General features: G+C 65.6%; 10 protein-coding genes. 4 read left to right on the forward strand and 6 right to left on the reverse strand.

What is annotated here, in order from left to right; genetic code table 11:
- Nucleotides 1-243: 243 nt before the first annotated feature.
- The 3 genes from HWW87_RS25950 to HWW87_RS25960 all read right to left on the reverse strand — a co-directional run bounded on the left by HWW87_RS25950 (nucleotide 244) and on the right by HWW87_RS25960 (nucleotide 3,649).
- Nucleotides 244-1,521: an ATP-binding protein gene (locus HWW87_RS25950; protein WP_175822691.1), complete on the reverse strand. Its 1,278-nt coding sequence runs from the start codon at nucleotides 1,519-1,521 to the stop codon at nucleotides 244-246.
- Nucleotides 1,505-2,254: a response regulator gene (locus HWW87_RS25955; RefSeq protein ID WP_175822692.1), complete on the reverse strand. Its 750-nt coding sequence runs from the start codon at nucleotides 2,252-2,254 to the stop codon at nucleotides 1,505-1,507. Before HWW87_RS25955 ends, HWW87_RS25950 begins: the two co-directional genes overlap by 17 nt.
- A 342-nt stretch (nucleotides 2,255-2,596) precedes the next feature.
- Nucleotides 2,597-3,649: an RNA-guided endonuclease TnpB family protein gene (locus tag HWW87_RS25960; protein ID WP_175822693.1), complete on the reverse strand. Its 1,053-nt coding sequence runs from the start codon at nucleotides 3,647-3,649 to the stop codon at nucleotides 2,597-2,599.
- Nucleotides 3,650-3,741: 92 nt separating this feature from the next.
- Here HWW87_RS25960 and HWW87_RS25965 point away from each other — a divergent pair, with 92 nt between their 5' ends.
- From HWW87_RS25965 to HWW87_RS25975, 3 genes are read left to right on the forward strand one after another with little or no spacing between them, the layout of a single operon-like run.
- The gene (locus tag HWW87_RS25965; protein WP_175822844.1) at nucleotides 3,742-4,998 is read left to right on the forward strand and encodes an efflux RND transporter periplasmic adaptor subunit; all 1,257 of its coding nucleotides are present in this window, start codon (nucleotides 3,742-3,744) and stop codon (nucleotides 4,996-4,998) included.
- A gap of 12 nt (nucleotides 4,999-5,010) precedes the next feature.
- Entirely contained in the window at nucleotides 5,011-8,208 is a 3,198-nt protein-coding gene (locus tag HWW87_RS25970; RefSeq protein WP_175822694.1) for an efflux RND transporter permease subunit, read from the forward strand.
- Nucleotides 8,205-9,632: an efflux transporter outer membrane subunit gene (locus HWW87_RS25975; RefSeq protein ID WP_175822695.1), complete on the forward strand. Its 1,428-nt coding sequence runs from the start codon at nucleotides 8,205-8,207 to the stop codon at nucleotides 9,630-9,632. Before HWW87_RS25970 ends, HWW87_RS25975 begins: the two co-directional genes overlap by 4 nt.
- A gap of 84 nt (nucleotides 9,633-9,716) precedes the next feature.
- Here the strand turns inward: HWW87_RS25975 and HWW87_RS25980 are convergent, their stop codons facing one another.
- Both HWW87_RS25980 and HWW87_RS25985 read right to left on the reverse strand, forming a co-directional pair.
- Nucleotides 9,717-10,202, reverse strand: coding sequence for an anthrone oxygenase family protein (locus HWW87_RS25980; RefSeq protein ID WP_175822696.1), 486 nt, complete (start codon nucleotides 10,200-10,202; stop codon nucleotides 9,717-9,719).
- Nucleotides 10,199-11,029, reverse strand: a complete 831-nt coding sequence (locus HWW87_RS25985) for an NmrA family transcriptional regulator (protein ID WP_175822697.1) — start codon at nucleotides 11,027-11,029, stop codon at nucleotides 10,199-10,201. The genes HWW87_RS25980 and HWW87_RS25985 overlap by 4 nt, the downstream gene beginning before the upstream one ends.
- 94 nt (nucleotides 11,030-11,123) lie before the next feature.
- On the opposite strand from HWW87_RS25985, the gene HWW87_RS25990 reads away from it, so the two are divergent.
- The gene (locus HWW87_RS25990) at nucleotides 11,124-11,789 is read left to right on the forward strand and encodes a TetR/AcrR family transcriptional regulator (protein WP_175822698.1); all 666 of its coding nucleotides are present in this window, start codon (nucleotides 11,124-11,126) and stop codon (nucleotides 11,787-11,789) included.
- A gap of 62 nt (nucleotides 11,790-11,851) precedes the next feature.
- Here the strand turns inward: HWW87_RS25990 and HWW87_RS25995 are convergent, their stop codons facing one another.
- The gene (locus HWW87_RS25995; RefSeq protein ID WP_174432149.1) at nucleotides 11,852-12,706 is read right to left on the reverse strand and encodes a 3-hydroxybutyryl-CoA dehydrogenase; all 855 of its coding nucleotides are present in this window, start codon (nucleotides 12,704-12,706) and stop codon (nucleotides 11,852-11,854) included.
- Nucleotides 12,707-12,740: the final 34 nt, after the last annotated feature.

A 12,740-nucleotide genomic window follows, 5' to 3' on the forward strand; every position in this document is an offset into this window, starting at 1 on the left:
GCTCGGGTGGTCCGCCGCTGGCGCGAGCTAGCGGGCGCGGCGGCTGCTCGCGCTCAAGCATCTTGCACACGGCGAGAAGATCGCCACCGTCGCGATGAATCACTGCTACAGCAGCCAGAGCTTCGCGGCGGCAGGACTGTTCTCGGAATACTCTCGGGCTCGTTACGTTGGCGAGCGTGGCTATTTGTGTCGTGCCGACCTTCGCGGCGCATGCAAACGGGTGACGACACCGCTTGCGGCGCTTCATTGCGCGGCGCTGTGCTTCGGAAACCTCATCGCTATGACAAGCCCGCCGTCGGCCGCGTTGGAAATCTGCAGCGTGCCGCCGTTATGGCGAACGAGGCGGTGAACGATGGCCAGGCCCAAGCCGCTGTGCGAGGTGCCACCGCGAGCGGGATCGAGCCGGACAAACGGACGCAGCACACGGTCGAGATCGAGCTCGGATACGCCGGGCCCGTGGTCTCGCACCACGAGTTCGTAGTGCTCGCCATGCGCTCGCGTGGCGATCTCCACGGGCGGCTCACCATAGGTCAGCGCATTTTCGACGAGGTTCGAGAGCGTGCGGTCGATATCGACCGTGGGCAGCATGAAGCCGGGCCCCGCGTGAAGATCGAGCGTGACGAGCGCATCCAGGTGCGCTTCGCCGCTCGGACCCGGCGCGCCGGTGTAATCGCGACGACAATACGTGTCCACGCTGATCTGCGGCGAACCTTCGGGGATCTCGCGCGCGAAGTCGAGAAACTGCGTGATGACACGCGACATCGACTCGGTATCGCGCAAAAAACCCTCGCGATCGCCACGGTCGGTCAGCAGGTCAGCCCGCACCTGCATGCGTGTGATCGGTGTGCGCAGGTCGTGCGCGATACTCGCCAGCATCACGGCGCGCTCGCGCTCGGCCACGGCCAGCTCGCCCGTCATGTCGTTAAAGTCGCCGATCAGCTCGCGCAATTCGCGCGGCCCGCGCTTGCGCACGATGTTCAGATGGCGACCGATGCGATATTCGCGCGCGGCTGCGGCAAGATCGCGAATGGGGCGATTCAGTTGCCAGGCAAGCACGACGGCAACCGCGATGGCGAACACCAGCGTCAACGCCAGCATCCCGGTGAAACGGCTCAGCGGCACCTCGGCTCGCGGCAGCACGATGCCACGCGTGCTGCCCGCCCGAAGCACGCGCAGCGTGCCGCCGCCGTCCATTGCCACGTGGGTGCCCGGCGGCAGCACGTGCCGCAATTGCCGTTCGACGGGCCCGTTCGTGTCGCCGCGAAAGCGCTGCGCATCGGCGGCCGGCAGTTGCTTCAGGTCCACGAACGAAATACCGAGGATATCCGCCACGGACCGCTCACCGCCGCTGTCCTGGCCGCCCATGCTGGCGGCAGCCTCCACTACGCGCGAAATATGGAAGGCGGCGAGGCTCGCGCGGGTCCGCTCGATCAACAGCAGCGACGTGAGGTGAACCAGCACGAGCAGGCCCACCGTGGTGACGACGAGCCGGCCGAACATCGTATCAAGTGGATTCTTCATCGGCCGGGTTGTCGGGAATGAACATGTAGCCGATCCCGCGCACAGTTTGCAGCCGTCGGGGATTGGATGGATCGTCCTCGATCAGGCGGCGCAGGCGCCATACCGGCACGTCGATGCCGCGCTCAGTCACTTCGGCATCCGGACCGTGGAGCAGTTCGATGAGCCGCGTGCGCGATAGCGTTTCCATGGGGTGCGAGGCCAGCACCTCGAGCAGCGCATACTCGCCGCCAGTGAGCTTCACGGGTGTGCCTTCGCACAGCAGCGTGCGCGTCGAGAAATCCAGTTCGAAACGGCCGAACCGGCAAGGTGCACGCTTCTCCCGCACCGCCGTGGTTCGCGGTGGCCCCTGGCGGCGCAGCACTGCATGGATGCGCGCGAGCAGTTCCTGCGGCATGAACGGCTTGCCCAGATAGTCGTCCGCCCCGAGTTCGAGCCCCAGCACGCGGTCCGCGCCTTCGGCGCGCGCGGTCAGCATGATGACGGGAATCGTGTCGCCGCTCGCGCGCAGTTGCTTGAGTGCGGTAAGGCCATCCCCGCCCGGCATCATGAGGTCCAGCACGATGATGGCCGGCCGCTCGCGCTCCAGCCGCCGTACGAGATTCGTTGCATCGTGAAGAACGGAGAACTCGATGCCGCGCTGCTGGAAGAACTTGCGCAGCAGGTCGCGCAGTTCCGCATCGTCGTCGACGAGCAGGACTTGCGGGGCGGTGTCGGGGATGGAAGGTGGGTGCATTTCGGGTACTCAGGGCGGCGTGAGGACCAAATGATGGTAGCCCGGATGCGATCTGAATGGCTTTCGGAATATTACTGTGATTTGCGATCGCTAACGGAACCGGCACAAGCGCCGGGCCGCGACGGTATTTCGTACGCCGAACGCCCGATTCTCTTTTCCCTGTCCGGTCGCGTCACCGGACAGTAAGTTTCCGTAAGCACAAAAAAATGCGCCATCGGTAGCGTTACGCCTTGTCCAGCACCGGTACCGCTGAGGTACCCCTGAAGCGTCCGGTGCCGTCCCGTTCTCGCATCGCGCGACATCGCGATGTCCAAACAGGTCAAAGTTGACGTCCTCCACCGCCTAAAAGCGGAGGATTCCCACACCTGGCGATGCACGTCCGCATCGGAGAATGTTCAGCGCAGCGTTGATATCGCGATCATGCACGACACCACATCCACTGCAGGCCCATTCTCTTACTCGCAGTCCCGCAATACCTTTCGGCCGCGTCGTGCTGTCTTTCGACCCGCACGCCGAACAGGACTGGGTCGAACCGCTTTCGTCGACTTCCTCGAACGTGACTCCGTGCGCGATCGCTTTGTAGCGGAGCTTGTTTCGGAAGGACGACCAGGATGCGTCGTAGACGCTCTTCGCCATCCTGGTTCTGGCGAGCTTCGCGGCCGACACGTTGCCGACCGCGATGTAATCGAACCGCCGCACCAGATCGAGCGCGAGCTTGTGTTGGAAGTCGGCTCGGGCATTCGCGATCTTGGCGTGCAGCTTCGCGATATGCCTTTTGTGCTTTCGCGCCCGCTGCGCTTTCGCGAGCTTCTCCGCCGCGCGTCGGCCGAACCGGTCATTCGGCAGTTTTTCTCCGGTCGAAAGTGTGGCGAAGTCTTTCAGGCCGAGGTCGATGCCCACACCGGAACGGATAGGTCGGGCCTGCACATCCGGCATCTCGATCACGATGTTGAGAAACCAATTGCCGCGCGCATCCTGCGCAAAGTTGGTGCCGTCCTTGATCTTGCCGTCGGGAAGCGGTCGGCTGTTGAACACGCGGAAGGTGTTGCCGGCGAAACGGAACGCGTCACCCTCGCGCTTCAGGTCACGCCCCTTCAGCGGCACCCAGCCCAGCGATTTCCTGCCGCGATAGCGCAGGTAGGGGCGACGGTTCCGACTGCGCGACTTCGCGTACTGCTCGCACGTCGCGTTGATCGTGCCGGAGTGGATGTCGAGTTCCTTGCTGCTGCCGGTCGTGAGCACATTCAAGTCGAAACCGGTCGGCCACTTCTTGTTCCACTTGAGCGCGTGCTTCTGCGTGTCATTGCAGAAGTTCCAGACGTAGTTCACCGCACGGCTCTGCTTGTTGAGCAGTCCGTTGAGCGATTTCACCCGGTAGCGGTAGACAAGGATCATGCCGGTGATCCTAACCCGTGGAAGAAGCTGTCTGTCAACAGCACTCCTTTCCTTCCCGCCATCAATGGCGGGGTCTCTCGGAGCAAATTCTGATGAAGACGCCCATTCTCCCGAACCACGCGCACCGCCACATGACGTGCAGGCCGCGCCAGCTGTTTGCCGCACTCTCGATACTTGCGATAGTCGGAACCGCCGGCTGCAACAGGCAGAGCGGCGCACCGCCCGGCGGCTCCGCCGCGCAGACAGCACAGGTGGGCGTGCTCTCCCTCGCGCCGCAGCACATCGTCGAAACCACCGAACTCTCCGGCCGCCTTTCCTCGCAGAAGGTCTCCGACGTGCGACCGCAGGTGAGCGGCATCATCCTCAAGCGCTTGTTCGTGGAAGGCGGCGACGTGAAGGCGGGCCAGGTGCTCTACCAGATCGATCCGGCCACCTACCAGGCTGCCTACGACCAGGCGCGTGGCACGCTCGAAAACGCCCGCGCCACGCTGGCCTCGGCGAAGACGAAAGCGGACCGCTACACCGAACTCGTGAAGATCAACGCCGTGAGCAAGCAGGACTACGACGATGCCGTCGCTGCGGTTCGCGAAGACGCCGCGAGCGCCACGGCCGACGAGGCAGCGCTCGAATCCGCGCGCGTGAACCTCGAATACACGCGCGTGCGTGCGCCCATTTCGGGGCGCATCGGCGCATCGACCGTGACAGAAGGCGCGCTCGTCACCTCGAACCAGACCACCGCGCTCGCCACCATCCAGGCGTTCGACCAGATGTACCTCGACGTCACGCGCCCGAGCACGGAATGGTTGAGGCTTCGCAAGGCCTTCGCTTCCGGGCGCCTGAAGAAGACGGGCAGCGACAGCGCCGCCGTCACGCTCGTGATGGAAGACGGCACCGAATACGCCCACCCCGGCGCGCTGCAGTTCTCCGGCGTCACGGTGGACGCCACCACGGGTTCGGTCACGCTGCGCAGCACGTTCCCGAACCCCGAACGCGAATTGCTGCCGGGCATGTTCGTGCGCGCGCGCCTGGAAGAAGGCGAGAACGACAACGCGATACTCGTGCCGCAGATGGCCGTGACGCGCGCGTCGGACGGCAAGGCGAGCGTCTACGTCGTGGATGCGGCGGGCAACGCGCAGCAGGTGCAAGTAACGGCCGACAACGCTTTCCGCGACCAATGGATCGTGACGTCCGGTCTGCACGCCGGCGACCGCGTGATCGTGAGCGGCCTGCAGAGCGTGCATGCGGGCGCGCCGGTCAAGGTGGCGGCCGATACGCCGCAGACGCAGGCGGACGCGGCATCCGCGACACCCGCGACGGACACGGCCTCGACCGTGTCGGCACAACGCTAAGCGGAGAACGGCATGGCAGAGTTCTTCATCAAGCGTCCCATTCTCGCGTGGGTCATGGCCATCGTCATCATGCTGGTGGGCGCGGCGGCGGTCACGAGTCTTCCCGTCGCGCAGTACCCCACCATCGCGCCACCCTCGGTGCAGGTGACGGCCACTTACCCCGGCGCCTCCGCAGACACCGTCGCTGCAACCGTGACGCAGGTGATCGAGCAGAAGCTGAGCGGCATCGACAACGTGCTGTACATGTCGTCCACGAGCAGTTCCGCCGGGCAGGCCACCATCACGCTGACGTTCAATCCCGGAACGAATCCCGACATCGCGCAGGTGCAGGTGCAGAACAAGGTGACGCAGGCCACGCCTACCCTGCCCCAAACGGTGCAGGAGCAAGGGGTGCAGGTAGCGAAGGCGTCGACGAGCTTCCTCATGATCGTCGCGCTCTCGTCGCCGGGCGGCACCTGGAATTCGGTGGATCTCGGCAACATCATCGCGACCCGGATCGAAGATCCGCTCGCGCAGTTGAACGGCGTGGGCGACGTGACGCTGTTCGGCGCGCAGCACGCCATGCGCATCTGGCTCAACCCGGTGAAGCTGCACAGCGTCGGACTCACGCCCTCCGACGTGACCACGGCCATCACCAACCAGAACGTCGAGCTCTCCACGGGGCAGGTAGGCGGCTCGCCGGCAACGGATTCGCAGGCCATCAACGCGACCATCCGCTCGTCGAGTCTGCTTACGACCGCCGACCAGTTCGCCAGCATCCTGCTGCGCGTGAACAGCGACGGCTCGCGCGTGCTGCTGAAGGACGTTGCGCGCGTGGAGGTGGGCGGCGACAGCTACGACACCTCGTCGCGTCTGAACGGCAAGCCGGCATCCGCGCTCGCCATCAAGCTCGCCACTGGCGCCAACGCGCTGGACGCAGCCAACGCGGTGCGCGCGAAGCTCGCCGAAATCCAGCTGCAATTGCCGAAGGACGTCGCGATCAGTTACCCGTACGACACCACGCCGTTCGTTCGCATCTCGATCGAAGAGGTCGTGAAAACGCTGTTCGAAGCGGTCGTACTGGTCTTCCTCGTGATGTACCTGTTCCTGCAGAACGTGCGCGCCACGCTGATTCCCACCATCGTGGTGCCCGTCGCGCTGCTCGGCACGTTCGGTGTGATGTCGATGATCGGTTTTTCGATCAACGTGCTCTCGATGTTCGCGATGGTGCTCGCCATCGGCCTGCTCGTGGACGACGCCATCGTGGTGGTGGAAAACGTCGAGCGCATCATGAGCGAGGAGAAGCTCGGCCCGAAGGAAGCCACGCACAAGGCGATGGGGCAGATTACCGGCGCCCTGGTCGGCGTGACCACCGTGCTCACCGCCGTCTTCATTCCGATGGCGTTCTTCGCGGGCTCCACGGGCGCGATCTACCGGCAGTTCTCCATCACCATCGTCTCGGCGATGCTGCTGTCGGTCATGCTCGCGCTCACGCTCACGCCGGCGCTGTGCGCCACGCTGCTCAAGCGCGCCGACGTGGAGCACCACGAAAAGCGCGGCTTCTTCGGCTGGTTCAACCGGTGGTTCGCCAAGAGCAATGCGGGCTACAGTTCCTCGCTCGCACGCGTGGTCGCACGGCCCGCGCGTTACATGCTTCTCTACGGTGTGATCGCCGGCGTCGTGGCGTTGCTCTACGTCACGTTGCCCTCCTCGTTCCTGCCTGACGAAGACCAGGGCTACTTCATCGTGTCGATCAGCGCGCCCGCGGGCACGCCAGCCTCGCGTACGCTGAAGACGGTGGAGGCCGTGGAGCAGTACGTGCTGAAAAACGAGCCGGGCGTCAAGCAGGTCATCGCCATCAACGGCTTCAGCTTCAACGGCCAGGGGCAGAACAACGCCATCGCGTTCGTGACGCTCAAGGACTGGAGCCTGCGCGGTTCGCGCGACAGCGCGCCTGCCATCATCGCGCGCGCCAACCAGCATTTCGCCGGGAATCGCGACGCGCGCATCTTCGTGCTGAATCCGCCCGCCATTCAGGAACTGGGTACGCAAAGCGGTCTCGACTTCGAGATAGAAGACCGCGGCGGCGCAGGCCACGACAAGCTGCTCGCGGTGCGCAACCAGTTTCTCGGCATGGCGTCGAAGGAACCGACGCTCGCGATGGTGCGCCCGTCCGGCCTTGAAGACACGCCGCAGTTGCAGGTGGACATCGACCGCGAAAAAGCCAACGCGCTGGGGCTTTCCATCTCCGACGTCAACGACACGCTGCAGACCGCGTTCGGTTCGTCCTACGTGAACAACTACATCGACACGGGGCGCGTGCAGAAAGTCTACGTGCAGTCGGACGCGCCGTATCGCATGATGCCTGCCGACCTTGGCGACTGGTATGTGAAGGCAAGCAGCAACGCATCGAGTTCGTCGTCTTCATCGTCTTCGAGCACCACCACGAGTACGACAGGCTACGACTCCACGATGGTGCCCTTCTCGTCGTTCGCAAAGAGCCACTGGACGTTCGGGCCGCCGCAGATCGAGCGCTACAACCGGCAGCTCGCCATGGGCGTTTCGGCCGCCACGCGGCCCGGCGTGAGCACCGGCGATGCCATGAACGCGGTCGAGCAGCTCGCGCACAAACTGCCGCCCGGCTTCGCTCTGGAATGGACAGGACAATCCTATCAAGAGAAGCAGGCCGGCTCCCAGGCCACGACGCTCTACGCGATCTCGCTCGTCGTCGTGTTCCTGTGCCTTGCGGGTCTCTACGAAAGCTGGTCGATTCCGCTTGCGGTGCTGCTCGTCGTGCCGCTCGGTGTGCTGGGCGCGTTACTTGCCGCTCATGGGCGCGGACTTTCGAACGACATCTACTTCAAGGTGGGGCTGCTGGCCACCATCGGGCTTTCCACGAAGAACGCCATTTTGATCGTCGAGTTCGCGAAGGATCTGCAGGCGCAGGGGCACAGCCTCGTGGACGCCGTACTCGAAGCCGCCCACATGCGGTTGCGCCCCATTCTCATGACCTCGCTCGCGTTCGTGTTCGGCGTGCTGCCGCTCGTCATCAGTACGGGTGCCGGCGCCGGCGCACGCCATGCCATCGGCACGGGCGTGACGGGCGGCATGATCGCGGCCACGGTGCTCGCCATCTTCTTCGTACCGGTCTTCTTCGTCGTGGTGCGCAGGCTGTTCAAGGAACACGGTCACACCACGGACTCCGCCGACATCATCGAGGGCAACGCATGAAACGCACATTGATCGCCCTTCTTTGCGCGGGCGCGCTGGCAGGCTGCACGCTGGACCCGATGTACCAAAGGCCGGCCGCACCGGTCGATAACACCTGGTCCACCGTGCCCGCGCAGGCGCAGCCGAAGGCCGCTCAGAGCACCGCCGCGGTGCCGCTGGGGGCCGATCTCGGCTGGCGCGACTTCTTCAAGGATCCGCGACTGCAAAAGCTGATCGAACTCGCGCTCGCGAACAACCGCGATATGCGCGTGGCCGCGCTCAACGTGGCGCAGTACGAAGCGCAGTACCGCATTGCGCGCGCCAACGTCGGACCGACCATCAACGCATCCGGCTCGGTCACGCGCGAACGCGTGGCAGGCTCCACGAGCGCATACAGTTCGAGCAGCGCGAGCGTGGGCCTCACGTCGTGGGAAATCGACTTCTTCGGCCGCCTGCGCAGCCTGAAGCGCCAGGCGCTCGAGCAGTACCTCGCCACGGACGCCGCGCGCACCAGCACGCAGATCAGCCTGATCGCGACCGTCGCCACCGACTATCTGCAACTGCTTTCCGACGAGGCTTCGTTGCAGATCACGCAGAACACCGCGGATGCGGACCAGCACACCTACGACCTCACGGTGAACAAGATGAAGATGGGCAGCGCGTCGCTGCAGGACGTGCGCCAGGCCGAAAACTCGCTGGCGAGCGCGCGGTCGAGTCTCGCCTCGTACACGCGTGCGGTCGCACAGGACCGCAACAACCTGGTGGCCGAAATCGGCGCGCCGCTGCCCGACGATCTGCCGCAAGGCCCTTCGCTGATGGAAAGCGAGAACACGTTCGCGGACATCGGCGAAGGCGTGCCGTCGGATCTGCTCGCGCGCCGGCCCGACATCGTCGAAGCCGAGCACACGCTGAAGGCCGCCAACGCCAACATCGGCGCGGCGCGCGCCGCGTTCTTTCCGAAGATCGAGCTGACGGCTTCCGCGGGCACCACGAGCGGCAGCCTCTCGAACCTCTTCAAGGCGGGCACGGGCGCGTGGACATTTGCGCCGTCCATCTCGGTACCTCTCTTCGACTTCGGCTACAACCGCGCCACGCTGGACGTGGCGAAAGTCGAAAAGGACATCGACATCGCCAACTACGAAAAGGCCATCCAGACGGCGTTCAAGGAAGTGTCGAATGCGCTCGCCGGACGCACCACGTATGTCACCCAGGTGGCTGCGGACCGTGACTACGTGAACTCGGCGCAGCAGTACTACGATCTCGCGCGGGCACGCTACCGCAGCGGTACCGACAGCTTCCTGACCCTGCTCGACGCGCAGCGGACGCTCTACGCCGCGCAGCAGCAACTGGTCACGGACATGCTCGCCAAGCAGTCCAACCTCATCACGCTGTACAAGGTGCTGGGCGGCGGCTGGTGGGAGACGGGCATGGTGGCGCAGCGGTAACCGCTGTACGCCCGTGAACGACGTGTATTCACCAATCGCGGGTGTCTTGCTATCGATGAGCGGCACTTCGTCGTAGCGACGGCGCTACCGCGCCGCGATCCCCGCAATGAAGCACACGCTTGCAGCCGCCGACGCCACCGTGCGCACGTGATTCCACCTCGTCCAGTCGTGCACGTAGCGCGCCCACAGTGCCGCGCCTTGCACGCTCGCCGGATCGGCCGCGGCAAGCGCATCGTTGAGCGGCACGTTGACGGCCATCGTCACGGCGAACATGCCGAACACATAAAGCACGCCGCCCGCGACCGCCGCCATCGCGCCCGGCTGGTCGCGATTGAACAATGCGATCACGACAAGCGCAAGCGCCGTCAGCGTCGTGCCGAGAAACAGCGGCATGAACGGCGAACGCACGATGTCGACGTTGATCGCGTTCATCGCGGCCGCGCCGGCTGGCGGCGCGAGCCGGCCGAGCGACGTCATCACGAACGTCGAGAACGCGAAGTACACGCCGGCCATCAGCCCGCAGCCGATGGCCGAGCTCCACAGCAACGCGGCAGTCACGAACGCGATCATGGTCGGGCGCTCCACACGCCGGTCGCAGCGGCCGCGCGCGCATAGTCGACGAAATCGCGCGCAGGGCGACCGAGCGTGTCCTCGACTCCGTGCGCCACTGCGCTGTTGCGCCCGTCCAGCACTACGTCGAACAGGTCGTCGAGCAGCGCGACGACCGGCTCCGGCACGCCGACCTCGCGCAGCCCGGCGACGAACGCATCGCGCGGAATCTCGCGATAGGCGACCGGCCGCCCGGCGGCCCGTGCGATTGCGTCGACCGCTTCCGCGAACGTCAGCGCGCGCGGGCCCGTCACCTCGATCACGCGGTCCGCGAACCGCGCATCGGTGAGCGCGGCCACGGCCACGTCCGCGATGTCGTCCGCATCGACGAACGGCTCGGGCACCGCACCCGCCGGCAGCGCGACTTCGCTGGCCAGCACGCCGTCGAGCAGATAGCCTTCGGAGAAATTCTGGTTGAACCAGCTTGCCCGCACGACACCCCAGCCCACGCCCGACGCCTGCAACGCGGCCTCGGCCGCCTGCGCACGCGGCTCGCCGCGCCCGGACAGCAGCACCACGCGCTCGACGCCGCGCTCCCGCGCGAGCCGGGCGAATCCGGCAATCGCGTCCACCGCGCCTTCGACGGCCAGATCGGGCTGGTAGGTCACGTAAGCGGCCGACACGCCGTCGAGCGCGGCGGGCCAGGTCTCGGGCACGGTCCAGTCGAAGCGGGCGGCCGACGTGCGCGACACCGGCCGCGTCGCGAGGCCGCGAGCACGCAGCCGGGCATCGACGCGGGCGCCCGTCTTGCCCGAACCGCCGACGATGAGGATGGGAAGTGCCGACATGAGCGTCTCCTTTGAGCAAAACACGAGAATGTCTCGTTTTTCAAAAACACGATAAACTCTCGCATTAGCAACGTCAAGTTTTTCGGGAGGCGGCATGGGCCGGCAAAAATCGGGGCAGAACGACGTGCCCGACGCGGCGGCAGCGGACACGCCGGCGCGCTCGCGGCTGGTACCGACGCAGCAGCGCAGCCGCGAGCGGTTCGAGCGCATCCTCGCGTGCGCGTCGGACGTGATGGTCGAGAAAGGCTGCGATGCGTTCCGGATGAGCGACATCGTCGAACGCACGGGCATCTCGTTCGGTTCGCTGTACCAGTACTTTCCGGACAAGGCGGCCGTGATCGGCACGCTCGCGGAGCGCTACAACGCAGCCGGCCACGACTGCGTGCGGCGCGACCTCGCCGCGATGAAGACGCTCGACGACCTGCACGGCACGCTCGCGCGCATCACCGACAGCTACTACCGGATGTTCGTCGACGAGCCGCTGATGCGCGACATCTGGCGCGCGACGCAGGCCGATCGCGCGCTGCAGGAGCTGGATCGCGCGGACGGCGCGTTCCTGGCCGGGATGTTCGCGGATGCATTGGCAGAAGTCGCGCCCGGCACGACCCGCGCGCAGCGCAGCGCATTCGCCGAGCTGATGATGATCCAGATTGCGGCGGCCGTGCGCCATGCAATCACGCTGCCGCCGAAGGCGGCGCGGCAGATTCTCGCGATGTTCAAGCGCGCGCTGCCGCGCGATCTGTCGGTGCTTGACGCATAATCGCGCCGCACAAAGCACGCGGCCGCCCGAAGGCGGCCGCGCGAAGTGGCATGATGTGCCGCTTACTTGCCGTAGTCGTACACCCCGCGCCCGGTCTTGCGCCCCAGCCGCCCCGCCGACACCATCTCGCGCAGCAGCGGGCACGCACGATACTTCGGATCGCCGAAGTCCTTCACGAACACATCCATTACCGCGAGGCACACGTCGAGGCCCACGAGGTCGGCCAGCGCGAGCGGCCCGATCGGGTGGTTCGCGCCGAGCTTCATCCCCGCGTCGATCTCCTCGGCCGACGCGATGCCTTCGGCCAGCACGAAGAACGCTTCGTTGATCATCGGCACCAGGATCCGGTTTACGACGAAGCCCGGCGAATTGCGCACGCCGATCGGCGATTTGTCGAAACGCTCGGTCAGCGCGCGCACGGCCGACGCGGTCGCGTCGCTCGTCTGCAGCCCGCGGATGATCTCGACGAGCGGCATCAGCGGCACCGGGTTGAAGAAATGCATGCCGAGGAAACGCGACGGATCGGCAAGCGGCGCCGCGAGCGCGGTGATCGAGATCGACGACGTGTTGGTCGCGATGATCGCGTCCGGGCGCGCGACGGCCTCGATCTGCTTCAGGATGCGGCCCTTCAGCTCGACGTTCTCGGTCGCGGCTTCGATCACGATGTCGGCCGACGCGAGCTTCGCGTAGTCGGTCGACGTCGTGATGCGCGCGAGCGCCGCATCGCGTGCGGCCGCGTCGAGCTTGTCCTTCGACACGAGCCGCTCGAGGCTGCCCTTCAGCGTCGCGAGACCCTTGTCGAGCGCGGCGTCGCTGACGTCGATCATCACGACGTTCAGTCCTGCAACGGCAGCGGTTTGCGCAATGCCGTTACCCATGGTTCCGGCGCCCACGACGCCGACGATTTCGATGGCCATGAAATGTCCTGTGTATTCGGATGCTGAGCGGTCG

The sequence above is a fragment of the Burkholderia sp. BCC0419 genome, from assembly GCF_902830285.1.
GTDB lineage: Bacteria > Pseudomonadota > Gammaproteobacteria > Burkholderiales > Burkholderiaceae > Burkholderia.

Coding starts and splice junctions, on each gene's coding strand:
- HWW87_RS25975 (WP_175822695.1), top strand. CDS start 8,205: ATGAAACGCACATTGATCGCCCTTCTTTGCGCGGGCGCGCTGGCAGGC.
- HWW87_RS25985 (WP_175822697.1), bottom strand. CDS start 11,029: ATGTCGGCACTTCCCATCCTCATCGTCGGCGGTTCGGGCAAGACGGGC.
- HWW87_RS25970 (WP_175822694.1), top strand. CDS start 5,011: ATGGCAGAGTTCTTCATCAAGCGTCCCATTCTCGCGTGGGTCATGGCC.
- HWW87_RS25960 (WP_175822693.1), bottom strand. CDS start 3,649: ATGATCCTTGTCTACCGCTACCGGGTGAAATCGCTCAACGGACTGCTC.
- HWW87_RS25965 (WP_175822844.1), top strand. CDS start 3,742: ATGAAGACGCCCATTCTCCCGAACCACGCGCACCGCCACATGACGTGC.
- HWW87_RS25990 (WP_175822698.1), top strand. CDS start 11,124: ATGGGCCGGCAAAAATCGGGGCAGAACGACGTGCCCGACGCGGCGGCA.
- HWW87_RS25950 (WP_175822691.1), bottom strand. CDS start 1,521: ATGAAGAATCCACTTGATACGATGTTCGGCCGGCTCGTCGTCACCACG.
- HWW87_RS25995 (WP_174432149.1), bottom strand. CDS start 12,706: ATGGCCATCGAAATCGTCGGCGTCGTGGGCGCCGGAACCATGGGTAAC.
- HWW87_RS25980 (WP_175822696.1), bottom strand. CDS start 10,202: ATGATCGCGTTCGTGACTGCCGCGTTGCTGTGGAGCTCGGCCATCGGC.
- HWW87_RS25955 (WP_175822692.1), bottom strand. CDS start 2,254: ATGCACCCACCTTCCATCCCCGACACCGCCCCGCAAGTCCTGCTCGTC.